The following is a 26,367-nucleotide window of genomic DNA, read 5'->3' as shown; positions in this document are numbered from 1 at the left end:
CGCGAGCCGGGCTAGTTGACCGGCCCCGTGTACTTCTCGCCCGGGCCCTTGCCCGGGGCGTCCGGGATCGCCGACGCCTCGCGGAAGGCGAGCTGCACCGAGCGGAGGCCGTCGCGCAGCGGCCGGGCGTGGTGGTCGCCGATCTCGGTGGCGGCGGCCGTGACGAGGCCGGCGAGCGCGGTGATGAGCTTGCGCGCCTCGTCGAGGTCGGTCTGCTCCTGCGGGTCGTCCGCGAGTCCGACCTTCACCGCAGCGGCGCTCAGCAGGTGGACCGCGACGGTGTTGATGAGCTCGACGGCGGGGACCTCCGAGATGTCCCGTGCTTCGTCGGCTGCGACGGCGTCGTTCGGCGGGGTGTCGGTCACGGTGCTCCTCTGCTAGGCTCTCCTGCGGCAGATGCTGTCGGTGTGTCCGGACTCGTGTGAACGAGGCCGATCATCCGGTCAGCGTCACGAAGAGGAGTCTCTCCCACCCGCGGCCGCGCACCACAGGCTACCGGGTCCACACCGCTCCACCGGCGCTCGCGCCGGTAGGCCGTCCCACCGGGACGACGTCGGGCGGCTGCCGAACGGGTCCACGATCCGTGCGTCAGAACTCCTCTCTCGTGCCGTCGCCCAGGGCAGAAGCCCCGGACGGCCACCACCTGATTGAAGGAGCTCCGCATCACCGATCCCCGTACCAACGACCGAATCCGCGTCCCCGAGGTCCGTCTTGTCGGACCCCAGGGCGAGCAGGTCGGCGTTGTCCCCATCGCCGTCGCACTGCGCCTCGCGCAGGAAGCCGAGCTGGATCTGGTCGAGGTCGCGCCGAACTCGAAGCCGCCCGTGGCCAAGATCATGGACTACGGCAAGTTCAAGTACGAGGCCGCTCAGAAGGCCAAGGAAGCCCGTCGCAACCAGGTGAACACGGACCTCAAGGAAGTCCGTTTCCGCCTGAAGATCGATGTGCACGACTACGAGACCAAGCGCAAGCGTGCCGAGGGCTTCCTCCTCGGTGGCGACAAGGTGAAGGCGATGATCCTCTTCCGTGGCCGCGAGCAGTCGCGTCCGGAGCAGGGTGTCCGTCTCCTCCAGAAGTTCGCCGAGGAGATCGCCGAGTTCGGCGTCGTCGAGTCGCGTCCGACCCAGGACGGCCGCAACATGACGATGATCATCGCCCCGCTCAAGAACAAGTCCGACGTCAAGGGCGAGCAGAACGCCAAGCGCGCTGCTCAGAAGGCCGAGCGTCGTGCGTCGGAGCACGCGGCGAAGGGCAGCGGGGCCGACGAGGCCACCGAGTCCGCGCCGGTGGAGTCCCCGGCCGAATAGGTCCCCGGACCGTCCCGCGCAGTTCCCCAGACCGCAACGGCGCGGCTCCCCATCCATCCCACGGAAAGGCACCTCCATGCCCAAGCAGAAGACCCACTCCGGGTCGAAGAAGCGCTTCAAGGTCACCGGCAGCGGCAAGATCATGAAGCAGCAGGCCGGTATGCGTCACAACCTCGAGGTCAAGAGCGCCAAGCGCAAGGCCCGCCTCAACGAGGACCAGGTCCTCGCGAAGGCCGACGCCAAGAACGTCAAGAAGCTTCTCGGCCACTGAGCCGGCGGAACGTAAAGGAACAGATCAATGGCACGTGTCAAGAGAGCGGTCAACGCCGCCAAGAAGCGTCGGGTCATCCTCGAGCGCGCCGAGGGCTACCGCGGTCAGCGTTCGCGCCTGTACCGCAAGGCGAAGGAGCAGGTCACCCACTCCCTCGTCTACGCCTACCGTGACCGTCACGCGAAGAAGGGCGAGTTCCGTCGCCTCTGGATCCAGCGCATCAACGCTGCGTCCCGTGCGAACGGCCTGACCTACAACCGCCTCATCCAGGGCCTGTCCCTGGCCGGCGTCGAGGTCGACCGTCGCATCCTCGCGGACCTCGCGGTGAACAACCCCGAGACCTTCGCCGCGCTCGTCGCGACCGCGAAGAACGCGCTGCCGGCCGACACCTCGGCCCCGAAGGCCGCGTAGTCACGCCAGCTCCCGAAGCCCCCGATCCGTCCGCGGAGCGGGGGCTTCGTGCATGCTGCGACACTTGAGGCGTGAGCGATCTCCTCGAGAACCCGAAGGCCGGACGTGTGAAGGCCGTCGCGGCCCTGGCGAAGAAGGACGTCCGTGCCGACACCGGCCTGTTCCTGCTCGAGGGGCCGCAGGCGGTGCGCGAGGCGATCGAGTACCGGCCGGAGCTGCTCCGCGAGCTGTACGTCACGCCGACCGCCGCCGCGCGCTACGCGCTGGACGACGCGCCGGTCGACACCTGGTTCGTGACCGAGCAGGTGCTCGAGGCGATGGCGGACACCGTCACCCCGCAGGGCGTCGTCGCCGTGTGCCAGCAGTTCCCGACGTCGGTGAAGGACGTGTTCCCCGACGACGTGCACGGACCGGAGGCGCGGGGCGCGTCCGCCCCGGAGGGCGCGCTCCCCGGGTTGGTCGCGATCCTCGAGCAGGTCCGCGACCCGGGGAACGCCGGCACCATCATCCGGGCGGCCGACGCCGCCGGCGCCGACGCCGTCGTCCTCACCGGGCGCAGCGTCGACCCGTACAACCCGAAGGTCGTCCGGTCGACCACGGGTTCGCTGTTCCACGTGCCGGTGTCGGTCGGCGCGACCCTCGCCGACGCCGTCTCGCGTGCGAAGTCGCTCGGCTACACGGTGCTCGCGGCCGACGTGTCCGGCGACGACCTCCCGGACGTCCGCGCCGACGGCATGCTCGACGGGCCGACCGCGTGGGTCTTCGGCAACGAGGCCCGCGGGTTGACCGACGAGGACCTCGCGCTCGTCGACCGCGCCGTGAAGGTGCCGATCTACGGCAGGGCCGAGTCGATGAACCTGGCCACGGCGGCCTCGGTCTGCCTGTACGAGTCGGCGTTCGCGCACCGCACCCGGTAGTCCTGCACAGGGGGACCGTCGCCCGGCGCCTCCGACCGTCCGTCCAGTGCAGGACGGCGGTATGCCAGGGGCCGGTAGGCTTGGGCCTCGTGTCAGAACCAGTGGAGATCAGCGAAGCGGCCGTCGCCGACGCGGTCGATCGGGCCCTCGCCGCGGTCCGCGCGACGACGACCGTGGCCGAGCTGAAGCAGGCCCGGACGGAGCACACCGGCGAGCAGTCGACGCTCGCCCGGATGAACGCGTCGATGCGCAGCGTGCCGAAGGAGCAGAAGGCCGAGGCCGGCAAGCTCGTCGGGCAGGCCCGTGGCCGGGTGAACGCCGCCGTCGCCGAGCAGGAGTCCGTCCTCGCCGAGGCCGAGGAACGCGCCCGGCTCGAGGCCGAGCGCGTGGACGTCACCGCACTGCCGGTCCGCCGCACGCCCGGGTCCCGGCACCCGCTCTCCGTCCTCAACGAGACCGTCGCCGACATCTTCGTCGGCATGGGGTGGGAGGTCGCGGAGGGCCCCGAGCTCGAGCACGAGTGGTTCAACTTCGACGCCCTGAACTTCGACCCGGACCACCCTGCTCGGGCGATGGCCGACACGATCTTCGTCGAGCCGGTGGACCGACACCTCGTCATGCGGACGCACACCTCCCCGGTGCAGGTGCGCTCGCTGCTCTCCCGCGACCTCCCGCTGTACGTCATCGCGCCGGGTCGCGTGTACCGCGCGGACGAGCTCGACGCGACGCACCTGCCGGTCTTCACCCAGGTCGAGGGCATCGCGATCGACAAGGGCCTGACGATGGCGCACCTGCGCGGCACGCTCGAGCACTTCGCCCGCCAGGTCTTCGGTGCCGAGGCGCAGATCCGCCTCCGCCCGAACTACTTCCCCTTCACCGAGCCCAGCGCCGAGATGGACGTCTGGCAGCCGAACGCCAAGGGCGGCGCGCGGTGGGTCGAGTGGGGCGGGTGCGGCATGGTCAACCCGAACGTGCTCCGGGCGGCGGGCATCGACCCCGACGAGTACCAGGGCTTCGCGTTCGGCATGGGCATCGAGCGGACGCTGCAGTTCCGCAACGGCCTGAACGACATGCGTGACTTCCTCGAGGGCGACATCCGCTTCTCGCAGCAGTTCGGAACGGTGGTCTGATGCGCGTCCCACTCCGTTGGCTCGGCGAGTCCGTCGACCTCCCCGACGACGTCTCCCTCGAGCACGTCCACGCGGCGCTCGTGTCGGTGGGCTTCGAGGAAGAGGACGTCCACACCTACGACCTCACCGGCCCGATCGTCGTCGGCCGCGTGCTCGAGCGCGAGCCCGAGCCGCAGAAGAACGGCAAGACGATCAACTGGTGCCAGGTCGACGTCGGCGAGTCCGAGCCCCGTGGCATCGTCTGCGGCGCGCACAACTTCGACGTGGGCGACCTCGTCGTCGTGACACTGCCCGGCGCCGTGCTCCCCGGTCCGTTCCCGATCGCCGCACGCAAGACCTACGGCCACGTGTCCGACGGCATGATCGCCTCGGCGCGTGAGCTCGGCCTCGGCGACGAGCACGACGGCATCCTCCGCTTCGCCGACCTCGGCATGGAGCCCGAGGTCGGTGCCGACGCCATCGCCCTGCTCGGCCTCGACGACGCCGCGGTCGAGATCAACGTCACCCCGGACCGCGGCTACGTGATGAGCATGCGCGGTGTCGCCCGCGAGTACGCGCACGCCACGGGCGCAACGTTCCACGACCCGGCGGCGCGGGTGACGCCCCGCAGCGGCGAGGGCTTCCGGGTCACCGTCGACGACCAGGCCCCGGTCCGCGGTCGGGTCGGCGCGCACACCTTCGTCACGCGCGTCGTGCGCGGCATCGACCCGACGCGGAAGACACCCGCGTGGATGGTGTCGCGGCTCGCGCTCGCGGGCGTGCGGTCCATCTCGTTGCCGGTCGACATCACGAACTACGTCATGTTCGAGCTCGGTCAGCCACTGCACGGCTACGACCTCGCCGAGGTCGTCGGCGGGCTCGGCGTGCGTCGGGCCACGGCCGGGGAGACCCTGACGACGCTCGACGACGTCGCTCGCGTGCTCGACCCCGAGGACCTCGTGATCACCGACGACGAGGGCCCCGTCGGCCTCGCCGGTGTGATGGGCGGCGCGCGCACCGAGATCTCGGACACCACGACCGACGTCCTCATCGAGGCCGCCGGCTTCGACCAGGTCTCGATCGCCCGCACCGCGCGGCGGCACAAGCTCCCGAGCGAGGCGTCCAAGCGCTTCGAGCGCGGCGTCGACCCGCTCGTCGCCGAGGCCGCGGCGAACCGTGCCGTCGAGCTGCTCGTCGAGCTCGCCGGTGGGACGGCGGACGCCCTCGGGTCGACCCTCGTCGACACCGAGCCGCGCCCGACGATCACGATGCGCACGTCCCGCCCGGCCGAGCTCGTCGGCGTCGAGTACACCGACGCCGAGGTGGTCGAGACGCTCCGGGCCATCGGTGCGACGGTCGAGGCCGACGGCGAGATGCTCGTCGTCACGCCGCCGAGCTGGCGCCCGGACCTCACCGACGACACCACCCTCGTCGAAGAGGTCGCCCGCATCGTCGGGTACGACCGCATCCCGAGCGTGCTGCCGGTGGCTCCGCCCGGCCGCGGCCTGACGCGCCACCAGCAGGCCCGCCGTCGGGTGGCCGCCGCCCTCGCCGCGGACGGCCTCGTCGAGGTCGTGACCGCGCCGTTCGTCTCGCAGGCCACGCAGGACGCCTACCCCGGCATCGACGGCGACGGGGGCCCGAGCGTCGTGCTCGCCAACGCCCTCGACAGCGAGCAGTCGCTGCTCCGGCGCAGCGGCCTGCCCGCGCTCGTGGACGCCGCGCGTCGCAACGTGTCCCGCGGCCTCGTGGACGTCGCGCTCTACGAGACCTCTCGCGTCTTCCTGCCGACCGAGGGCGTGCAGCTCGGCACCGGGTCAGTGCCCGCCGGAGCCGCACGGCCCGACTCCGAGACCCTCGCCGCCCTCGACGCCGCCCTCCCGCCGCAGCCGTTCCACCTGTCCGCGCTGCTCACGGGCAACCGCATCGTCAAGCAGCCCGGCGTGCAGCCCGAGCCCTACGGCATCGCGGACGCGCTCGACGTCGCCCGCGCGGTGGCCTGGGCCGTCGGCGTGCAGCTCCGGGTCGCGCAGACGAGCCACCCCTCCCTGCACCCCGGTCGTGCGGCGTCGCTCCTCGTGGGCGACACCGTCGTGGGTGTCGCAGGTGAGCTCCTGCCGGTCCTGACCGAGGCTGCGGTGCTCCCGCGCGTGGTCGCCGTCGTCGAGCTCGACCTCGATGCCCTGGTGGCCGCCGCTCCCGAACTCGTCTCGGTCGCGCCGATCGTCTCGTACCCAGCGGCGACGCAGGACCTCTCCCTCGTCGTCTCGGCCGACGTCCCAGCGGGCGACGTGCTCGACGTGGTCCGCTCTGGCGCCGGAGACCTGCTGGAGTATGCTCGGCTCGTGGACGACTACCGGGGCACCGGCGTGGACGAGGGACAGAAGTCCCTGACGTTCGCGCTGCGCTTCCGTGCCACGGACCGCACGCTGACCGCTGCCGAGGCCTCCGAGGCCCGTGACGGCGCCGTCCGACGTGCCGGCGAGCGATTCGGGGCGACCCTGCGCGACTGACCCACATCGGGATCAGCACCGCCCGGGGCCGCCGCCTCCGACTCCTCGACGAACAGTCCGACCAAAGGTGGAATCCCATGTCCGTATCCGTCGCCGTGGCGGGAGCCTCCGGCTACGCGGGCGGTGAGCTCCTGCGCGTGCTCTCCGCCCATCCCGAGTTCGACGTCAGGACGGTGACGGCGTTCTCGAACGCCGGACAGCCGCTCATCGCGACGCAGCCGCACCTCCGCTCGCTGTCGCACCTGACGCTGGTCGAGACGACGGCCGACAACCTGCGCGGACACGACGTGGTCTTCCTGGCCCTGCCGCACGGGCAGTCCGGAGCCATCACCGCGGAACTCGGCGACGAGGCGCTCGTCGTGGACTGCGGGGCGGACCACCGGCTGACGGACCCGGCGGCGTGGGAGGCGTTCTACGGCGGGGAGTACCACGGGGCGTGGACCTACGGCCTGCCGGAGCTCCTGCACGCGGCGCCGGCGCCGGGCTCCGCGGAGGAGTGGCGCGACGTCGACGACATCGCGGCGCAGGGCCGTCAGCGGACCGAGCTCGCCGGGACGAAGCGGATCGCCGTCCCCGGGTGCAACGTCACCGCGGTGACGCTCGGCATCCAGCCGGGCATCCAAGCCGGACTCGTCGAGTCGGACGACATCGTCGCAGTGCTGGCCGTCGGACCGAGCGGTGCCGGCAAGAAGCTCGCCACGACCTACCTCGCGGCCGAGATCATGGGCTCCGCCAGCGCCTACGCGGTCGGCGGCACCCACCGTCACGTGCCGGAGATCCAGCAGAACCTGCAGGTCGCCGGTGCCGCGGACGTCACCGTGTCCTTCACGCCGATGCTCGTGCCCATGGCGCGTGGCATCCTGGCGACCACCACCGCCAAGCTCGCCCCCGGGGTGAGCGCGCGCGACGTCCGGCTCGCCTGGGAGCAGGCCTACGCGGACGAGCCCTTCGTGCACCTGCTGCCCGAGGGCGAGTTCCCCCGGGTCGCCGACACGATCGGGGCGAACACCTGCCTGGTGGGCATCGCGGTCGACGAGGCCGCAGGCCGCGTCGTCGCGGTCAGCGCGCTGGACAACCTCGCCAAGGGCACCGCGGGCGCCGCGGTGCAGTCGGCCAACATCGCCCTGGGCCTCCCGGAGACCCTCGGCCTGAGCGTGGACGGAGTCGCACCGTGACCGACGTGACCACGACCGCCCAGAGCGAGTCGCGCCTCCAGGGCGTCACCGCGGCAGCGGGGTTCCGCGCGACCGGCGTGACGGCCGGTCTCAAGGCGAGCGGCAAGCCCGACGTCGCGCTCGTCGTCAACGACGGCCCCGACGCGGCGGTCGCAGCCGTCTTCACGAGCAACCGGGCGCAGGCACACCCCGTGATCTGGTCCCGCCAGGTCGTCGGCGACGGCGTCGCCCGGGCCGTCGTCCTCAACTCGGGCGGTGCGAACTGCTTCACGGGCCCGTTCGGGTTCCAGACCACGCACCTCACCGCCGAGGCGGTGGGCGCCGCCCTCGGCATCGGAGCGGGCGACGTCGTCGTGTGCTCGACCGGCCTGATCGGGGTCGGCGACCAGACGTTCCGTGACGGCGTGCTCCGCGGCGTCGACCTCGCTGCCGCGGCGCTCGACGCCGACGGCGGGCCGGACGCGGCCACCGCGATCATGACGACCGACACGAAGCCGAAGCAGTCGGAGGCGACCGAGGACGGCTGGACGATCGGCGGGATGGCGAAGGGCGCGGGCATGCTGGCACCCGGCCTGGCGACGATGCTGGTCGTCATCACGACGGACGCCGTGCAGACGCCGGACCAGCTCGACCAGGCGCTGCGCGCGGCGACCCGGGTGACGTTCGACCGCGTCGACTCGGACGGCTGCATGTCGACGAACGACACCGTCGTGCTGATGTCGTCCGGCGCGAGTGGCGTCACGCCCGAGGTCGGCGACTTCCAGGAGGCGTTGACCGCGGTCTGCGCGGACCTCGCCCGGCAGCTCCAGCAGGACGCCGAGGGCGCGAGCCACGACATCGCGATCGAGGTGGTCGGCGCGGCATCCGAGGACGACGCCGTCACCGTCGGACGCAGCGTCGCCCGGAACAACCTCTTCAAGGCCGCCGTGTTCGGCAACGACCCGAACTGGGGCCGGGTGCTCGCGGCGATCGGCACCACCGACGCCGCGTTCGACCCGTACGCGGTCGACGTCTCGATGAACGGCGTCCGGGTCTGTCACGCCGGCGCTCCGGACCAGCCGAGCGACGCGGTCGACCTGACGCCGCGCGACACGCACGTGCACATCGACCTCGGCGTCGGCCCGTACGCGGCGACGATCCTCACCAACGACCTCACGCACGACTACGTGCACGAGAACAGCGCGTACTCCAGCTGATGAGCGATCTGACGAAGCAAGAGGAGCACGAGCTCGCCGCCGTCAAGGCCGCGACGCTCATCGAGTCCCTGCCGTGGTTGAAGCGGTACTCGGGCAAGGTCGTCGTCGTGAAGTTCGGCGGCAACGCCATGGTGAACGACGACCTCAAGCGCGCGTTCGCCGAGGACATGGTCTACCTCCGGTACGCCGGCCTGCACCCGGTCGTGGTGCACGGCGGCGGCCCGCAGATCTCGGCGGCGCTCAAGGAGCAGGGCATCGAGTCCGAGTTCCGCGGCGGGTACCGCGTCACGACGACCGAGGCGATCACGGTCGTCCGCGACGTCCTCGCCGGCGAGGTGAACCGCGAGATCGTCGACCTGGTGAACGAGCACGGCGACGGCCTGGCCGTCGGGGTCTTCGGTGACGGCGGCTCGCTCTTCACCGGCGAGAAGAAGGGCGTCGTCGTGGACGGCGAGCACTTCGACCTCGGTCACGTCGGCGACATCACCCACGTCGACCCATCCGGTGTCCTCGCCGCGATCGAGGCCGGGCGCATCCCCGTCGTGTCGAGCATCGCGATCGACGACGAGCACCCGGACCAGGCACTCAACGTGAACGCCGACGCGGCCGCCGGTGCGCTCGCGATCGCGCTCAAGGCATCGAAGCTCATGATGCTCACGGACGTCCCCGGCCTGTACCGCAACTGGCCGGACCGCGACTCGATCGTCGACCTCATCGCGGTCGAGGAACTCCGCGAGCTGCTGCCGTCGCTCGAGTCGGGGATGATCCCGAAGATGACCGCGTGCCTCGACGCCGTGGTCGGCGGGGTCGGTGGCGCCACCATCATCGACGGCCGGATCCCGCACTCGATCCTGCTCGAGGTGTTCACCCTCCGCGGTGCGGGCACCGAGGTGATCCCGGACCCGAGCCGCCGCACCGAGAACCAGATGACCCACGCGGAGATCGGTCGACGCGTCGCAGCGTCGGTGGCCGCCTCCGGCGCGGGCCGGCACGAAGCAACGACCGAGAAGGGGCACGAGCAGTGAGCACCGAGACGCAGACCCAGACCTGGAACGACCGGTTCGGGGCGTCGCTCATGCGATCCCTGACCCCGCCGAAGATCATGCTCGAACGCGGCGAGGGCTGCCGTGTCTGGGACGTCGACGGCAACGAGTACCTCGACTTCCTCGCGGGCATCGCGGTGAACTCCCTCGGGCACGCCCACCCGGCGCTCGTCGCGGCAGTGAGCGACCAGGCGGCCAAGCTCGTGCACGTGTCGAACTACTTCGCCACGCCGCCGCAGCTCGAACTCGCCGAGCGACTCAAGCGCATCACGGGCGCCGGTGACGCGGGTCGCGTGTACTTCGGCAACTCCGGTGCCGAGGCGAACGAGGCAGCCTTCAAGCTCGCCCGCCTCAACCGCGGCGAGGACGGTCGCAAGACCCGGATCCTCGCGCTCAAGCAGGGCTTCCACGGCCGGACGATGGGCGCACTCGCCCTCACCGGCAAGCCCGCGCTGCAGCAGGACTTCCTGCCGATGGTGCCGGGCGTCGAGCACATCGACTCCACCGTCGAGGCGCTCGAGACAGCGATCGACGACACCGTCGCGGCGCTCATCGTCGAGCCGATCAAGGGCGAGGCCGGCGTGGTCGACCTGCCCGAGGGCTTCCTGCTCGCGGCCCGACGCCTCACCGAGGAGCACGGCGCGCTGTTCGTCCTCGACGAGATCCAGACGGGGGTCGGCCGCACGGGCAACTGGTTCACGTTCCAGGGCCACGGGTTCACCCCGGACGCCGTCACCATCGCCAAGGGCATCGCCGGTGGGTTCCCGATCGGCGCCCTGGTGACCTTCGGGTGGGCGTCGGAGCTCTTCTCGGCGGGGCAGCACGGGTCGACCTTCGGCGGCAACCCGCTGGGCACCCGCGTGGCGAACGCCGTCCTCGAGGAGATCGAACGCGCGGACCTCGTCGCCGGTGCGGTGACGAAGGGCGAGCGCATCCGTGCCGGGATCGCGAGCATCGGATCGCCCCTCGTCGAGGAGGTCCGGGGCACCGGGCTGCTCATCGGCGTCGGGCTGGCCGGTCCGGTCGCCGCCGCGGTGAGCGCCGATGCCCTGCGGCGCGGCCTCATCATCAACGCCCCGAACGAGTCGAGCCTGCGCATCGCGCCGCCGCTCATCGTGTCCGACGCCGAGATCGACGAGTTCGTGTCGATCCTCCGCGAGAGTCTGGCAGCAGTCGCTGCCGAGCACGCCGGCACCGAGCAGGGCACCCCCACCCAGGAGACCTCCGCATGACCCGCCACTTCCTCCGCGACGACGACCTGACGCAGGCCGAGCAGTCCGCGATCCTCGACCTCGCCGCCCGCATGAAGGCGGACCGGTGGGGCCAGAAGCCCCTGGCCGGCCCCCAGTCCGTCGCCGTGATCTTCGACAAGTCGTCCACCCGGACGCGCGTGTCCTTCCACGTCGGCATCTCCGACCTGGGCGGCAGCCCGCTCGTCATCACGACGGCGAACAGCCAGCTCGGCGGCAAGGAGACACCGTCGGACACCGCGCGTGTGCTCGAACGGATGGTGTCGGCGATCGTCTGGCGCACCTACGCGCAGTCGGGGCTCGAGGAGATGGCCGCCGGCACGAGCGTCCCCGTCGTGAACGCCCTGTCGGACGACTTCCACCCGTGCCAGCTCCTGGCTGACCTGCTGACGATCCGCGAGCACCGCGGCACGCTCGCCGGGCAGACCGTGGCCTTCATCGGTGACGGCGCGAGCAACATGGCGCAGTCGTACCTGCTCGCCGGTGCGACCGCTGGCATGCACGTACGCGTCGCCGCCCCGGCGTCGTTCTCGCCGGTGCAGTCCGTGGTCGAGGACGCCGAGCGTCGTGCTGCCGAGACCGGCGGATCGGTCCTCGTCGTGACCGATCCCGTGGCGGCGGTCGCCGGCGCGGACGTCGTCGTCACCGACACCTGGGTGTCGATGGGCAAGGAGGACGAGAAGCAGGCGCGACTCGACACCTTCGCCGGGTACCGGGTGGACGACGAGCTCCTCGGCCACGCTGCCGACGACGCGGTCTTCATGCACTGCCTGCCGGCCGACCGCGGGTTCGAGGTGACCGCCGAGGTGATCGACGGACCGCGGAGCATCATCTGGGACGAGGCGGAGAACCGACTGCACGCGCAGAAGGCCCTCCTCGCCTGGCTCCTGGCCGCGAGCGCCTGACCGGAGCACCCGCACCATGGCAGACCGCGTCGTCCTCGCGTACTCCGGCGGACTCGACTCCTCCGTCGGCATCGGCTGGCTGCGTGCCGCCACGGGCAAGGACGTCGTCGCCCTGACCGTCGACCTCGGTCAGGGCGGCGAGGACCTCGACGTCGTCCGGCAGCGGGCGCTCGACTGCGGCGCGGTCGAGGCCGTCGTCGTCGACGCGAAGGACGAGTTCGCGGACCGCCACGTGGTCCCGGCCCTCCGCGCCAACGCCCTCCTGCGCGGCCGGTCCCCACTCGTCACCGCCCTCGCCCGTCCGCTCGTGGCCGAGCACCTGACGACGGCCGCACGGCAGTTCGGCGCGGACGCCGTGGCGCACGGGTGCGCGGGCAAGGGGGACGACCAGGTCCGGTTCGAGGCTGCGGTCGCGGCACTCGCTCCCGGGCTCACCTGTCTCGCGCCCGTCCGCGACGAGGGGGCGTCCCGTTCGGGTGCTGCCGCCTCCGCCGCGGAGCGCGGGCTACCGGTGGACTCCCTGGCCGCGGGGTCGTACTCGGTCGACCAGACCGTGTGGGGTCGTGCGGTCACGGCCGGCGAGCTCGAGGACCCGTGGGGTGAGCCGCCGGCGGACTGCTTCGCCCTGACCCAGGACCCGACCCTCGTGCAGGAGCCGGACGAGGTCACCGTCACCTTCGAGCGTGGCGTCCCGGTCGCGCTCGACGGGCAGCGGTTCAGTCCACTCCTCGTCGTGCAGGAGCTCAACGCGGTCGCGGGCAAGCACGGCGTCGGACGCGTCGACGTCGTCGCCGACCGGCTCGTCGGCATCAAGTCGCGCAGCGTCTACGAGGTCCCGGCGGCGGCCGCCCTCACGATCGCGCACGAGGAACTCGAGCGCCTGACCCTCGAGCGGGACGTCCTGCGCGTCAAGCGACAGGTCGAGGCCGAGTGGGCGGACGCCGTGCACGACGGACGCTGGTTCGGTGGACTCCGTCGGGCGCTCGACGCCTTCGTGGAGCACACCCAGCAGCACGTGTCGGGCGACGTCCGGCTCCGGCTGCACGGAGGCCGCGCGGTCGTCACGGGGCGGCGCTCCGAGCAGAGCCTCTACGACTTCGAGCTCGCGACGCAGGAGGGGGACGACGGGTTCGACCGCGGCCTCGCCTCCGGGTTCGCCGGGCTCTGGTCGCTCCCCGGACGGGTCGCCGCGCGGCGTGACCTCGCCAACTGACGACGCACGACACCAGCACCACGCAGGACACCAGCACGACGCACGACACCAGCACCACGCACGACGCACGACGCACGACGCACGACACCAGCACCACCCACCCCACCGACCGAGAAGGCACCGACGTGACCGACGCGACCCAGCCCGCCGCCAAGACCGACGCCACCAACACCGGTGCCCTCTGGGGCGGCCGCTTCGCCGACGGCCCGAGCGCCGAGCTCGCCGAGCTGTCCCGGTCGACGCAGTTCGACTGGCAGCTCGCCCCCTACGACATCGCCGGGTCCCGAGCACACGCCCGAGCCCTGCAGGTCGCGGGCTACCTGACGGCCGACGAGCTCGACCGGATGACCGCAGGCCTCGACCGCCTGGAGGCCGCGCACGCCGACGGCTCGCTCCGCCCCGACCCCTCCGACGAGGACGTGCACGGCGCCCTCGAACGCCTGCTCATCGCGGACGTCGGCCCGGAACTCGGCGGCAAGCTCCGCGCCGGCCGTAGCCGGAACGACCAGATCGCGACCCTCGGCCGGATGCACATGCTCGACCACGGCCGCCGCATCGGGCACCTCGTCATCGACCTCGTCGACGCGATCACCCAGCAGGCGACCGAGCACCCGGACGCGATCATGCCCGGGCGCACCCACCTGCAGCACGCGCAGCCGGTCCTGCTCGCCCACCACCTCCTCGCGCACGCGTGGCCGCTCGTCCGCGACCTCGAGCGTCTGCGCGACTGGGCCGACCGCGCGAGTGTGAGCCCCTACGGTGCCGGTGCCCTCGCGGGCAGCTCGCTCGGGCTCGACCCGGCCGCGATCGCCCGCGACCTCGGCTTCGCGCGCCCGCTCGACAACTCGATCGACGCGACCGCGGCGCGTGACGTCGTCGCCGAGTTCGCCTTCGTCCTCGCGCAGATCGGCATCGACGTCTCCCGCCTGGCCGAGGAGGTCATCCTCTGGAACACGAAGGAGTTCGGTTTCGTCCGGCTGCACGACGCGTTCTCGACCGGCTCGAGCATCATGCCGCAGAAGAAGAACCCGGACATCGCCGAGCTCGCGCGCGGCAAGTCCGGGCGACTGATCGGCAACCTGACCGGTCTGCTCGCAACGCTGAAGGGCCTGCCGCTGGCCTACAACCGTGACCTGCAGGAGGACAAGGAGCCCGTCTTCGACTCCGTCGCCCAGCTCGAGGTCCTGCTACCGGCGTTCACCGGCATGATCGCGACGCTGTCCTTCGACACCGACCGGATGGCGGAGCTCGCGCCACAGGGCTTCTCGCTCGCGACCGACGTCGCCGAGTGGCTGGTCCGGCAGGGGGTGCCGTTCCGCGACGCGCACGAGATCTCCGGTGCACTCGTCCGGTACTGCGAGGAGCGCGGCATCGAGCTCGACGACCCGTCGGACGACGAGTACCGGAAGGTGTCGGAGCACCTGACGCCGGCCGTCCGCGAGGTCCTCACCGTCGAGGGCAGTGTCGCCTCGCGCTCGGGGGTCGGTGGGACCGCTCCCGAGCGGGTCCGCGAGCAGCTCGCCGACCTGACCGGGCGGATCCGTACCCTCGCCGAGGGCGCTCCCTCCGCCCGATGACCGACGGCAGGTTGGCGCTGCTCTCCGAGCTCGCCCCGATCGGCGCTCCGGCCCTGCTCGGTGCGACGATCGCGGGGCGGGGCGTGACGCTGCGGATCACCGAGGTCGAGGCGTACTCCGGCGCGACCGACCCCGGCTCGCACGGGCACCGTGGTCCGACACCGCGCAACCGTCACCTGTTCGGTCCTCCCGGCACGCTGTACGCCTACCGCTCGTACGGCATCCACACCTGCGTCAACGTCGTCAGCGGCCCGGACGGCACCTCGTCCGGCTCGCTCCTCCGTGCCGCCGAGGTGGTCGACGGCGCCGCGACGGCGCGTGCCCGCCGCGGCGACTCCGTCCCCGAGGTCGCGTTGGCGCGCGGTCCCGGCAACCTCGGCGGGGCGCTCGGCGCGGTGCTCGGCACCGACGACGGCACCTCGCTGCTCGACGGATCCGGCCCGTTCGTGCTCACCCTGGCACCCGGTCTGGAGGCGCGGATCGCCGTCCACGGACCGGCCCGCGTCGTCGAGGAGCTGCTGCAGGAGACCGTGGTGGGCCGCGACGGCGCGCCGGTCGCGCGCATCTCGCGCGGTCCGCGCACCGGCGTCGGCGGCGTCGCCGGCGGCGCACGCTTCCCGTGGCGGTTCTGGCTGACGGGCGACCCGACGGTCTCGACGTACCGCCGGCACAAGGGCGCGCTCGACTGATCCCCACCGTCACGGCCGGCCCGCGCCGGTACGATGTCGAGGTGTCCAGTGATACCGCGCTCGATGTCCTGACGCGCCAGCAGAACGACCCCGCCTTCGCCTCGGTGTGGGACGAGTTGCGCTGGCGTGGTCTGGTGCACGTCTCGACCGACGAGACCGCACTCAAGGAGGCCCTCGACGGCGAGCCGGTCACGTACTACTGCGGGTTCGACCCGACCGCACCGTCGTTGCACTGCGGCAACCTGCTCCAGCTGTTGACCATGCGTCGGCTCCAGCTCGCGGGGCACAAGCCGCTCGCGCTCGTCGGCGGCTCGACCGGACTCATCGGGGACCCACGTCCGACCGCCGAGCGCACGTTGAACACCCCGGAGACGGTGGCCGAGTGGGTGACCAGGCTGCAGGGCCAGGTGTCGCGCTTCCTCAGTCCCGACGGCGACAACGGCGTGCGGCTCGTGAACAACCTGGACTGGACGGCTCCGCTGTCCGCCATCGACTTCCTCCGCGACATCGGCAAGTACTTCCGTGTCAACTCCATGCTCAAGAAGGACGCCGTCGCCGCGCGCCTCAACTCCGACGCGGGGATCAGCTACACCGAGTTCAGCTACCAGATCCTGCAGGGGCTCGACTACCGCGAGCTCTTCCGGCAGTACGGGTGCACGCTGCAGACCGGCGGATCCGACCAGTGGGGGAACCTGACCTCGGGGACGGAGCTCATCCGTCGCACCGAGGGAGAGTCGGTGCACGCGTTCGGCACGCCGCTCATCACGAACTCGGACGGCACGAAGTTCGGCAAGAGCGAGGGCAACGCGATCTGGCTCGACCCGGAGATGACGTCGCCGTACGCCTTCTACCAGTTCTGGCTCAACACCGCGGACGCCGACGTCGTGGCACGCCTGCGCGAGTTCACCTTCCTGACCCGCGACGAGATCGACCGGCTCGAGCGCGCGGTGGCCGACGAACCCTTCCGTCGCGAAGCCCAGCGCACCCTCGCCTTCGAGGTGACCGCGGTCGTGCACGGTGTCGACGCCACGAACGCAGTGATCGACGCGAGTGCGGCGTTGTTCGGCAACGGCGACCTGGGCGCGCTCGACGCGGACGTCCTGCGGTCGGCGATCGCGGAGCTCCCGGGCTCGGTGACGCTCGGCGGTGACGCCGACGTCGCCCGGGCCCTCGTGGAGACCGGACTCGTGAAGTCGCTCGGCGAAGCCCGCCGCGCCGTCGACCAGGGCGGGGTCTCCGTGAACAACGTCCGCGTCGAGGACGCGACCGCACCGCTGTCGGCAGCCGCGCTGCCCGGGGGAGTGCTCGTGCTCCGTCGTGGCAAGAAGACCCTCGCCGGCGTGACCATCGTCTGATCGTCGGCGCCCGTTCGAGCCCGGTTCCCGTGTGGGAACCGGGCTCGAGTCCGTCCAGGGGCTTGGTGTTGCAGAACGCGACACGCCCGGGATGTTGCACGTCTTGGCGGTGCCGGTCCGCGCCACGTAGAGTTCCTACTCGTCACCCCAAAGGTGCGGCGGAGCGGCTGGAGCGAAAGCCCAGAGCCTGCCGGCCTCAAGCGGGGACGATCCTCCACTGAAGTTCGACACCGGCCTTGTGCTGGATCGCTTCGACGCTTAGGATGACTACTCCACCGGCCCTCTCCTACGGGATGAGCCACAGGACCTCGGTCCGACGCCCAGCCGGTGGTGCCAAGAACACAATGCCCCTCTGGCGGAACCTGTTTCGGGTCGAGTGGGGGGTGCGTCTGGTCCTTGAGAACTCAACAGCGTGCACATTGTCAATGCCAATTTATTGACCCCGTGCGACCGCAGCTTTGGTTGTGGTCGTCGGAGACAATTCCTTTTGGATTGAATTGATTGTCAGTAGACAGTCTTTACAGTCAGTTTCAACTCGCTGACACTTCGGTGTTGGTTGTAATTTTTTTACGGAGAGTTTGATCCTGGCTCAGGACGAACGCTGGCGGCGTGCTTAACACATGCAAGTCGAACGATGATCAGGAGCTTGCTCCTGTGATTAGTGGCGAACGGGTGAGTAACACGTGAGTAACCTGCCCCTGACTCTGGGATAAGCGTTGGAAACGACGTCTAATACTGGATATGACTACTGGCCGCATGGTCTGGTGGTGGAAAGATTTTTTGGTTGGGGATGGACTCGCGGCCTATCAGCTTGTTGGTGAGGTAATGGCTCACCAAGGCGACGACGGGTAGCCGGCCTGAGAGGGTGACCGGCCACACTGGGACTGAGACACGGCCCAGACTCCTACGGGAGGCAGCAGTGGGGAATATTGCACAATGGGCGAAAGCCTGATGCAGCAACGCCGCGTGAGGGATGACGGCCTTCGGGTTGTAAACCTCTTTTAGTAGGGAAGAAGCGAAAGTGACGGTACCTGCAGAAAAAGCACCGGCTAACTACGTGCCAGCAGCCGCGGTAATACGTAGGGTGCAAGCGTTGTCCGGAATTATTGGGCGTAAAGAGCTCGTAGGCGGTTTGTCGCGTCTGCTGTGAAATCCCGAGGCTCAACCTCGGGCTTGCAGTGGGTACGGGCAGACTAGAGTGCGGTAGGGGAGATTGGAATTCCTGGTGTAGCGGTGGAATGCGCAGATATCAGGAGGAACACCGATGGCGAAGGCAGATCTCTGGGCCGTAACTGACGCTGAGGAGCGAAAGCGTGGGGAGCGAACAGGATTAGATACCCTGGTAGTCCACGCCGTAAACGTTGGGCGCTAGATGTAGGGACCTTTCCACGGTTTCTGTGTCGTAGCTAACGCATTAAGCGCCCCGCCTGGGGAGTACGGCCGCAAGGCTAAAACTCAAAGGAATTGACGGGGGCCCGCACAAGCGGCGGAGCATGCGGATTAATTCGATGCAACGCGAAGAACCTTACCAAGGCTTGACATACACCGGAAACGGCCAGAGATGGTCGCCCCCTTGTGGTCGGTGTACAGGTGGTGCATGGTTGTCGTCAGCTCGTGTCGTGAGATGTTGGGTTAAGTCCCGCAACGAGCGCAACCCTCGTTCTATGTTGCCAGCGCGTTATGGCGGGGACTCATAGGAGACTGCCGGGGTCAACTCGGAGGAAGGTGGGGATGACGTCAAATCATCATGCCCCTTATGTCTTGGGCTTCACGCATGCTACAATGGCCGGTACAAAGGGCTGCGATACCGTAAGGTGGAGCGAATCCCAAAAAGCCGGTCTCAGTTCGGATTGAGGTCTGCAACTCGACCTCATGAAGTCGGAGTCGCTAGTAATCGCAGATCAGCAACGCTGCGGTGAATACGTTCCCGGGCCTTGTACACACCGCCCGTCAAGTCATGAAAGTCGGTAACACCCGAAGCCGGTGGCCTAACCCTTGTGGAAGGAGCCGTCGAAGGTGGGATCGGTGATTAGGACTAAGTCGTAACAAGGTAGCCGTACCGGAAGGTGCGGCTGGATCACCTCCTTTCTAAGGAGCATCTGGCACCGTTTGGTGTCCAGGCGCCGGATCGAGACGAACGTTCTCGCCGGTAGCTCATGGGTGGAACATTGACAGTGCAGTCGGGAGCGTAGCTTCTGGCCTGAGTACGTCTGCTTCTTCGGGGGTGGGTTGGAACGGGTCGGGGTGAGCGGGTCGGCTGGTGCACGTTGTTGGGTCCTGAGGGACCAGGCTTCTCCTGCCGGTTGGTGGGAGGGTTGAGCCGTGTTGGGGAGTTGATCTTCCTGGCGGGTTCTTCGGTGGGCTGCATGAAGCTGACGCGTTGTGTGTCGGGGGAGTGTGGTGCCGATCGTATGTTGAGAACTACACAGTGGACGCGAGCATCTTAGATCGCTCGTGACGATGATGACGCCTTTCGGGGTGGTTGTTGTTGTTCGAGTCGATCGCAATTTTAATCTTTGTGGTCAAGTTTCTAAGAGCAAACGGTGGATGCCTTGGCATCTGGAGCCGAAGAAGGACGTAGAAATCTGCGATAAGCCTCGGGGAGCTGATAATCGAGCTGTGAGCCGAGGATTTCCGAATGGGGAAACCCCGCTGGGCGCTTTTGTGACCTGGTGACTCCCGCCTGAATATATAGGGCGGGTAGAGGGAACGTGGGGAAGTGAAACATCTCAGTACCCACAGGAAGAGAAAACAACATGTGATTCCGTGAGTAGTGGCGAGCGAAAGCGGATGAGGCTAAACCGATCATGTGTGATAGCCGGCGGGCGTTGCATGGTCGGGGTTGTGGGACACGTCGCTCAGTTCTGCCGGACTGGGGCGGTTACAGCGCATCATAGTCGAACCGGTTTGAAAGCCGGGCCGTAGTGGGTGCCAGCCCCGTAGACGAAATGGTGTTATGGCCGGATGTGTATCCCAAGTAGCACGGGGCCCGAGAAATCCCGTGTGAATCTGTCAGGACCACCTGATAAGCCTAAATACTCCCAGATGACCGATAGCGGACAAGTACCGTGAGGGAAAGGTGAAAAGTACCCCGGGAGGGGAGTGAAATAGTACCTGAAACCGTTTGCTTACAAACCGTCGGAGCATCCTTGTTGATGTGACGGCGTGCCTTTTGAAGAATGAGCCTGCGAGTTAGTGATATGTGGCGAGGTTAACCCGTGTGGGGCAGCCGTAGCGAAAGCGAGTCTGAATAGGGCGATTCAGTCGCATGTCCTAGACCCGAAGCGAAGTGATCTATCCATGGCCAGGTTGAAGCGACGGTAAGACGTCGTGGAGGACCGAACCCACTTCAGTTGAAAATGGAGGGGATGAGCTGTGGATAGGGGTGAAAGGCCAATCAAACTTCGTGATAGCTGGTTCTCTCCGAAATGCATTTAGGTGCAGCGTTGCGTGTTTCTCGCCGGAGGTAGAGCTACTGGATGGCCGATGGGCCTCAACAGGTTACTGACGTCAGCCAAACTCCGAATGCCGGTGAGTGAGAGCGCAGCAGTGAGACGGTGGGGGATAAGCTTCATCGTCGAGAGGGAAACAACCCAGACTACCAACTAAGGCCCCTAAGCGTGTGCTAAGTGGGAAAGGATGTGGAGTTGCACAGACAACCAGGAGGTTGGCTTAGAAGCAGCCACCCTTGAAAGAGTGCGTAATAGCTCACTGGTCAAGTGATTCCGCGCCGACAATGTAACGGGGCTCAAGCACACCGCCGAAGTTGTAGATTTCGCACACAGACAAGCCTTCGTGGTTCAGTCGTGCGGAGTGGTAGGAGAGCGTCGTGTGGCGAGTGAAGCGGCGGAGTAATCCAGCCGTGGACGCCACACGAGTGAGAATGCAGGCATGAGTAGCGAAAGACGGGTGAGAAACCCGTCCTCCGAAAGACCAAGGGTTCCAGGGCCAGGTTAATCCGCCCTGGGTAAGTCGGGACCTAAGGCGAGGCCGACAGGCGTAGTCGATGGACAACGGGTTGATATTCCCGTACCGGCGAACAACCGCCCAAGCTAATCCAGTGGTGCTAAGAGTCCTAACCCGGACTGTCCGGATCCCTTCGGGGTGATGGTGGCCGGTCTAACGCTCGACCCCATGCTGGTGCGGCTAGCGTATGAACAGGTGTGACGCAGGAAGGTAGCTGAGCCAGGCGATGGTATCCGTAAGGTGAACCTGGTGTAAGGATGTAGGGCTGACGATAGGCAAATCCGTCGTCTATATGCCTGAGACCCGACGCGTACCCGTAAGGGGAAATCAGTGATCCTATGCTGCCGAGAAAAGCATCGACGCGAGGTTGCAGCCGCCCGTACCCGAAACCGACTCAGGTGGTCAGGTAGAGAATACCAAGGAGATCGAGATAATCGTGGTTAAGGAACTCGGCAAAATGCCCCCGTAACTTCGGGAGAAGGGGGGCCGGACACGTGACACGACTTCTCGTTGTGGAGCGTTGAAGGCCGCAGAGACCAGTGGGAAGCGACTGTTTACTAAAAACACAGGTCCGTGCGAAGTCGCAAGACGATGTATACGGACTGACGCCTGCCCGGTGCTGGAAGGTTAAGAGGAGGGGTTAGCCTTTGGGCGAAGCTCTGAATTTAAGCCCCAGTAAACGGCGGTGGTAACTATAACCATCCTAAGGTAGCGAAATTCCTTGTCGGGTAAGTTCCGACCTGCACGAATGGCGTAACGACTTCCCAGCTGTCTCAACCGCGAACTCGGCGAAATTGCACTACGAGTAAAGATGCTCGTTACGCGCAGCAGGACGGAAAGACCCCGTGACCTTTACTACAGCTTGGTATTGGTGTTCGGTGTGGCTTGTGTAGGATAGGTGGGAGACTGTGAAGCGGGCACGCTAGTGTTCGTGGAGTCATTGTTGAAATACCACTCTGGTCACTCTGGATGTCTAACGTAGGACCCTGATCGGGTTCATGGACAGTGCCTGGTGGGTAGTTTAACTGGGGCGGTTGCCTCCCAAAGAGTAACGGAGGCGCCCAAAGGTTCCCTCAACCTGGTTGGCAATCAGGTGGCGAGTGTAAGTGCACAAGGGAGCTTGACTGTGAGACTGACAGGTCGAGCAGGGACGAAAGTCGGGACTAGTGATCCGGCAGTGGCTTGTGGAAGCGCTGTCGCTCAACGGATAAAAGGTACCTCGGGGATAACAGGCTGATCTTGCCCAAGAGTCCATATCGACGGCATGGTTTGGCACCTCGATGTCGGCTCGTCGCATCCTGGGGCTGGAGTAGGTCCCAAGGGTTGGGCTGTTCGCCCATTAAAGCGGTACGCGAGCTGGGTTTAGAACGTCGTGAGACAGTTCGGTCCCTATCCGCTGCGCGCGTTGGAAATTTGAGAAGATCTATCCCTAGTACGAGAGGACCGGGATGGACGAACCTCTGGTGTGTCAGTTGTTCTGCCAAGGGCACCGCTGATTAGCTACGTTCGGACCGGATAACCGCTGAAAGCATCTAAGCGGGAAGCCGTCTTCGAGATGAGATTTCCATGCACCTTGAGTGTGAGAGGCTCCCAGCAGACTACTGGGTTGATAGGCCGGATGTGGAAGCGGGGACTAACGACCCGTGGAGCTGACCGGTACTAATAAGCCGAAGACTTGACAACACACTTTTTACCCACACCATCCGTGGTGTGGGGCTCGCGTCCACTTTGTGGTTCCCGACAGACGATCGGGAACACGAGAACTGAACACCGCAATGCATGCGGGAACAGCTTTCTTGATCCAAGGGTCAAGTCGAAGGTGTTCCGGTGGTCATAGCGAGAGGGAAACGCCCGGTCACATTCCGAACCCGGAAGCTAAGCCTCTCAGCGCCGATGGTACTGCAAGGGGGACCTTGTGGGAGAGTAGGACGCCGCCGGACTCAAATATTGCACCACCAAGAAACCCCTGACCGGCACCGGTCAGGGGTTTTCTGCGTTCCGGAGTGATGTGCTCCTCGGTGTGCCGGCGTTGGGTGGCTCGAGAACCGCTCAGTGTAGGTGTTCTCCGCACGCACCTACCCTTTCCGTCCTAGCCGGCTGCACCGGGCTGGTGCCCTCACCGATGAGCGCCGGAGGAAGCAGAGACTCTGCTGATGCTCACCAGGAGCTGGATAGCCGTAGCTTCCGACGGATCCGCCATGTCAGCGACGGCTGAGGTTGACGACAAGGCTGCCTGGCGTCGCTCCCGTTGGCATCGGGGTCGTCGGGCCGTGGCAGGACCCGTTCGTGAGGCGGGCAGTTCCTGGCGCCGGAGCGGTGGTGGGGCGCGATCCGATGGATGACGCGAGCTGCTGGTCGGGACGGTGCACGCAGGAGCTTCCTCGGTGCGACAGACTCGAGCGCGATCAGCTCTTGTGAGCTCGTGCGTCGCCGAGCTGTCCATCGTCTGGTCAGGAGCGGACGCCGGGTACGCCAGCGACGTCGATGATCGCTGGGCGCACCGCGTTTCCCTGGACCAGGACGGGCTTGTTGCGCGACCGAAGTGCGCCGATGCGCCTGGGGTGGGAGCAGTGGGCTGCGCGGACGCCGCAGCCTGAGCGCTCCGGTCGGTTGCGCGCCGTCCCGCAGAGGCAGGACGGAGTCGACCCCCGGGAGTTCCCGGCGGGTACTTGCGATCGGGTCCGGAGGAAGGCAGCGGCCTCGGCTGCTCGCAAGGTCGGCTGCGACGGTAGCTCGCGCCGCTCGTTCGCCTGATCTCGACACCGTCGCGCGCGGAGACGCCTTCCCGGCGGGGAGCGATGCCGCTGCGTCTCCCACTGCGCGGTCCAGTACCGTCCTGCAGCTGGGCAAGCCGCGATCGCGGAGCCTCAGCAGGGTCGCTCGCCCGGGAGCCGTGCTTGCGGACCGTCGGAGCAAGGCGTCGGGACACGTCGACACCGCGAGGTCCGTGTAGCACCCCCCGAGCGGCCGCTCCTCGAGCTCTCCCATTCCCGCCGGGAGCCGGCCGATCGACTGACGATCTCCGCGCTGCGGGCGCGACGGCTTCGTTCGCTCGGTCAGATGCGCTGGAGTGGGACAAGGCGCGAGCGCATGCGCAGGGGCAGGGCACCGGTCGCAGCCGATGTCAGCATGGATCGACGGACCGACGCGACCTCCCCGCCACCGTGCGCACGGCCGGGAGTCGCCGAGAGACGCACAGCGGCCGTCGTGGCGCCGCAACAGACCGTCCTCGGGCCAGCCGGCTCCTCGCCTTGCCCGCAGTGACACCACGGTCCGTCTCTGCGCAGCAGCGGGCCGATGCTGGCCAGAGCTCCCGGTACCCCGGCTTCCGCGCAGATCCAGGGAAGACGGGGTACGACACGCCCGGGATGTACGACAGTTCGCGCGTTCGTTCACCTCCACGTAAAGTAATCACTCGTTGCCGCTGAGGCGGAGAACGGAACGGCCGAGACGGTCACCGAGGTGCAAGCCACGGGGATGCAGTCCGGACGGGGTCCCGCACCGGCAACCAACTCCCTGATCAAGACACTGATTCCGGTCATGTCGCGACGGGATGCAAGAACGAATGCCTCTCTGGCGGAACCTGTTTCGGGTCGAGTGGGGGGTGCGTCTGGTCCTTGAGAACTCAACAGCGTGCACATTGTCAATGCCAATTTATTGACCCTGTGCGACCGCAGCTTTGGTTGTGGTCGTCGGAGACAATTCCTTTTGGATTGAATTGATTGTCAGTAGACAGTCTTTACAGTCAGTTTCAACTCGCTGACACTTCGGTGTTGGTTGTAATTTTTTTACGGAGAGTTTGATCCTGGCTCAGGACGAACGCTGGCGGCGTGCTTAACACATGCAAGTCGAACGATGATCAGGAGCTTGCTCCTGTGATTAGTGGCGAACGGGTGAGTAACACGTGAGTAACCTGCCCCTGACTCTGGGATAAGCGTTGGAAACGACGTCTAATACTGGATATGACTACTGGCCGCATGGTCTGGTGGTGGAAAGATTTTTTGGTTGGGGATGGACTCGCGGCCTATCAGCTTGTTGGTGAGGTAATGGCTCACCAAGGCGACGACGGGTAGCCGGCCTGAGAGGGTGACCGGCCACACTGGGACTGAGACACGGCCCAGACTCCTACGGGAGGCAGCAGTGGGGAATATTGCACAATGGGCGAAAGCCTGATGCAGCAACGCCGCGTGAGGGATGACGGCCTTCGGGTTGTAAACCTCTTTTAGTAGGGAAGAAGCGAAAGTGACGGTACCTGCAGAAAAAGCACCGGCTAACTACGTGCCAGCAGCCGCGGTAATACGTAGGGTGCAAGCGTTGTCCGGAATTATTGGGCGTAAAGAGCTCGTAGGCGGTTTGTCGCGTCTGCTGTGAAATCCCGAGGCTCAACCTCGGGCTTGCAGTGGGTACGGGCAGACTAGAGTGCGGTAGGGGAGATTGGAATTCCTGGTGTAGCGGTGGAATGCGCAGATATCAGGAGGAACACCGATGGCGAAGGCAGATCTCTGGGCCGTAACTGACGCTGAGGAGCGAAAGCGTGGGGAGCGAACAGGATTAGATACCCTGGTAGTCCACGCCGTAAACGTTGGGCGCTAGATGTAGGGACCTTTCCACGGTTTCTGTGTCGTAGCTAACGCATTAAGCGCCCCGCCTGGGGAGTACGGCCGCAAGGCTAAAACTCAAAGGAATTGACGGGGGCCCGCACAAGCGGCGGAGCATGCGGATTAATTCGATGCAACGCGAAGAACCTTACCAAGGCTTGACATACACCGGAAACGGCCAGAGATGGTCGCCCCCTTGTGGTCGGTGTACAGGTGGTGCATGGTTGTCGTCAGCTCGTGTCGTGAGATGTTGGGTTAAGTCCCGCAACGAGCGCAACCCTCGTTCTATGTTGCCAGCGCGTTATGGCGGGGACTCATAGGAGACTGCCGGGGTCAACTCGGAGGAAGGTGGGGATGACGTCAAATCATCATGCCCCTTATGTCTTGGGCTTCACGCATGCTACAATGGCCGGTACAAAGGGCTGCGATACCGTAAGGTGGAGCGAATCCCAAAAAGCCGGTCTCAGTTCGGATTGAGGTCTGCAACTCGACCTCATGAAGTCGGAGTCGCTAGTAATCGCAGATCAGCAACGCTGCGGTGAATACGTTCCCGGGCCTTGTACACACCGCCCGTCAAGTCATGAAAGTCGGTAACACCCGAAGCCGGTGGCCTAACCCTTGTGGAAGGAGCCGTCGAAGGTGGGATCGGTGATTAGGACTAAGTCGTAACAAGGTAGCCGTACCGGAAGGTGCGGCTGGATCACCTCCTTTCTAAGGAGCATCTGGCACCGTTTGGTGTCCAGGCGCCGGATCGAGACGAACGTTCTCGCCGGTAGCTCATGGGTGGAACATTGACAGTGCAGTCGGGAGCGTAGCTTCTGGCCTGAGTACGTCTGCTTCTTCGGGGGTGGGTTGGAACGGGTCGGGGTGAG

General features: G+C 67.0%; 16 protein-coding genes and 4 rRNA genes. 19 read left to right on the top strand and 1 reads right to left on the bottom strand.

Annotated features, from left to right (window positions below; all coding sequences use genetic code 11):
* Positions 1-11: 11 nt before the first annotated feature.
* On the bottom strand, positions 12-365 hold the full coding sequence (locus ACY3FI_RS13915) for a DUF1844 domain-containing protein (RefSeq protein ID WP_462548151.1): 354 nt from the start codon (positions 363-365) through the stop codon (positions 12-14).
* Between the two features lie 282 nt (positions 366-647).
* Here ACY3FI_RS13915 and infC point away from each other — a divergent pair, with 282 nt between their 5' ends.
* From infC to ACY3FI_RS13820, 19 genes are all read left to right on the top strand, one after another.
* Positions 648-1,307 (top strand): translation initiation factor IF-3, encoded by a 660-nt coding sequence (gene infC / locus ACY3FI_RS13910; RefSeq protein ID WP_462548150.1) that lies wholly within the window; start codon positions 648-650, stop codon positions 1,305-1,307.
* Between the two features lie 76 nt (positions 1,308-1,383).
* Positions 1,384-1,578, top strand: a complete 195-nt coding sequence (rpmI, locus tag ACY3FI_RS13905) for a 50S ribosomal protein L35 (RefSeq protein WP_022903519.1) — start codon at positions 1,384-1,386, stop codon at positions 1,576-1,578.
* Between the two features lie 27 nt (positions 1,579-1,605).
* Complete coding sequence (rplT, locus tag ACY3FI_RS13900; RefSeq protein ID WP_462548148.1) at positions 1,606-1,989, top strand: 50S ribosomal protein L20; 384 nt, start codon at positions 1,606-1,608, stop codon at positions 1,987-1,989.
* 71 nt (positions 1,990-2,060) lie between these two features.
* Entirely contained in the window at positions 2,061-2,906 is an 846-nt protein-coding gene (locus tag ACY3FI_RS13895) for a TrmH family RNA methyltransferase (RefSeq protein WP_462548147.1), read from the top strand.
* 89 nt (positions 2,907-2,995) lie between these two features.
* The gene (gene pheS, locus ACY3FI_RS13890) at positions 2,996-4,036 is read left to right on the top strand and encodes a phenylalanine--tRNA ligase subunit alpha (RefSeq protein ID WP_462548145.1); all 1,041 of its coding nucleotides are present in this window, start codon (positions 2,996-2,998) and stop codon (positions 4,034-4,036) included.
* Complete coding sequence (pheT, locus tag ACY3FI_RS13885; protein WP_462548144.1) at positions 4,036-6,528, top strand: phenylalanine--tRNA ligase subunit beta; 2,493 nt, start codon at positions 4,036-4,038, stop codon at positions 6,526-6,528. Before pheS ends, pheT begins: the two co-directional genes overlap by 1 nt.
* Before the next feature lie 77 nt (positions 6,529-6,605).
* Positions 6,606-7,703 carry an N-acetyl-gamma-glutamyl-phosphate reductase gene (locus ACY3FI_RS13880; protein ID WP_462548142.1) on the top strand — a complete coding sequence of 366 codons (1,098 nt, stop codon included), beginning with the start codon at positions 6,606-6,608 and terminating at the stop codon, positions 7,701-7,703.
* Entirely contained in the window at positions 7,700-8,899 is a 1,200-nt protein-coding gene (gene argJ / locus ACY3FI_RS13875) for a bifunctional glutamate N-acetyltransferase/amino-acid acetyltransferase ArgJ (RefSeq protein WP_462548141.1), read from the top strand. Before ACY3FI_RS13880 ends, argJ begins: the two co-directional genes overlap by 4 nt.
* On the top strand, positions 8,899-9,924 hold the full coding sequence (gene argB, locus ACY3FI_RS13870) for an acetylglutamate kinase (RefSeq protein ID WP_462548139.1): 1,026 nt from the start codon (positions 8,899-8,901) through the stop codon (positions 9,922-9,924). The genes argJ and argB overlap by 1 nt, the downstream gene beginning before the upstream one ends.
* Positions 9,921-11,174, top strand: a complete 1,254-nt coding sequence (locus ACY3FI_RS13865; protein WP_462548138.1) for an acetylornithine transaminase — start codon at positions 9,921-9,923, stop codon at positions 11,172-11,174. The genes argB and ACY3FI_RS13865 overlap by 4 nt, the downstream gene beginning before the upstream one ends.
* Positions 11,171-12,097, top strand: coding sequence for an ornithine carbamoyltransferase (argF, locus tag ACY3FI_RS13860; protein ID WP_462548137.1), 927 nt, complete (start codon positions 11,171-11,173; stop codon positions 12,095-12,097). Before ACY3FI_RS13865 ends, argF begins: the two co-directional genes overlap by 4 nt.
* 16 nt (positions 12,098-12,113) lie before the next feature.
* Positions 12,114-13,310, top strand: a complete 1,197-nt coding sequence (locus ACY3FI_RS13855; RefSeq protein ID WP_462548136.1) for an argininosuccinate synthase — start codon at positions 12,114-12,116, stop codon at positions 13,308-13,310.
* 125 nt (positions 13,311-13,435) lie between these two features.
* Positions 13,436-14,887 carry an argininosuccinate lyase gene (gene argH / locus ACY3FI_RS13850; protein ID WP_462548135.1) on the top strand — a complete coding sequence of 484 codons (1,452 nt, stop codon included), beginning with the start codon at positions 13,436-13,438 and terminating at the stop codon, positions 14,885-14,887.
* Entirely contained in the window at positions 14,884-15,576 is a 693-nt protein-coding gene (locus ACY3FI_RS13845; RefSeq protein WP_462548134.1) for a DNA-3-methyladenine glycosylase, read from the top strand. The genes argH and ACY3FI_RS13845 overlap by 4 nt, the downstream gene beginning before the upstream one ends.
* 41 nt (positions 15,577-15,617) lie before the next feature.
* A complete protein-coding gene (tyrS, locus tag ACY3FI_RS13840) occupies positions 15,618-16,931 on the top strand; it encodes a tyrosine--tRNA ligase (RefSeq protein ID WP_462548133.1) in 1,314 nt (437 codons plus the stop codon).
* Positions 16,932-17,497: 566 nt separating this feature from the next.
* Positions 17,498-19,019 (top strand): 16S ribosomal RNA (locus ACY3FI_RS13835).
* Positions 19,020-19,451: 432 nt separating this feature from the next.
* Positions 19,452-22,580: ribosomal RNA gene (locus tag ACY3FI_RS13830) — 23S ribosomal RNA — on the top strand.
* 140 nt (positions 22,581-22,720) lie between these two features.
* Positions 22,721-22,837, top strand: a 5S ribosomal RNA gene (gene rrf, locus ACY3FI_RS13825).
* A 1,847-nt stretch (positions 22,838-24,684) separates the two neighbouring features.
* A 16S ribosomal RNA gene (locus tag ACY3FI_RS13820) occupies positions 24,685-26,206 on the top strand.
* Together the 16S, 23S and 5S rRNA genes form the textbook arrangement of a ribosomal RNA operon.
* Positions 26,207-26,367: the final 161 nt, after the last annotated feature.

This window comes from Curtobacterium sp. RM9 (assembly GCF_054956955.1).
The sequence above is the reverse complement of the archived record's forward strand: the minus strand, read 5'-3'. Positions and strand labels throughout refer to the sequence as shown.

Excerpts from the sequence above, each read along its gene's own strand:
- ACY3FI_RS13855 (WP_462548136.1), top strand. The coding sequence starts at position 12,114 with ATGGCAGACCGCGTCGTCCTCGCGTACTCCGGCGGACTCGACTCCTCC.
- ACY3FI_RS13845 (WP_462548134.1), top strand. The coding sequence starts at position 14,884 with ATGACCGACGGCAGGTTGGCGCTGCTCTCCGAGCTCGCCCCGATCGGC.
- argF (WP_462548137.1), top strand. The coding sequence starts at position 11,171 with ATGACCCGCCACTTCCTCCGCGACGACGACCTGACGCAGGCCGAGCAG.
- argB (WP_462548139.1), top strand. The coding sequence starts at position 8,899 with ATGAGCGATCTGACGAAGCAAGAGGAGCACGAGCTCGCCGCCGTCAAG.
- rpmI (WP_022903519.1), top strand. The coding sequence starts at position 1,384 with ATGCCCAAGCAGAAGACCCACTCCGGGTCGAAGAAGCGCTTCAAGGTC.
- ACY3FI_RS13880 (WP_462548142.1), top strand. The coding sequence starts at position 6,606 with ATGTCCGTATCCGTCGCCGTGGCGGGAGCCTCCGGCTACGCGGGCGGT.
- rplT (WP_462548148.1), top strand. The coding sequence starts at position 1,606 with ATGGCACGTGTCAAGAGAGCGGTCAACGCCGCCAAGAAGCGTCGGGTC.
- pheT (WP_462548144.1), top strand. The coding sequence starts at position 4,036 with ATGCGCGTCCCACTCCGTTGGCTCGGCGAGTCCGTCGACCTCCCCGAC.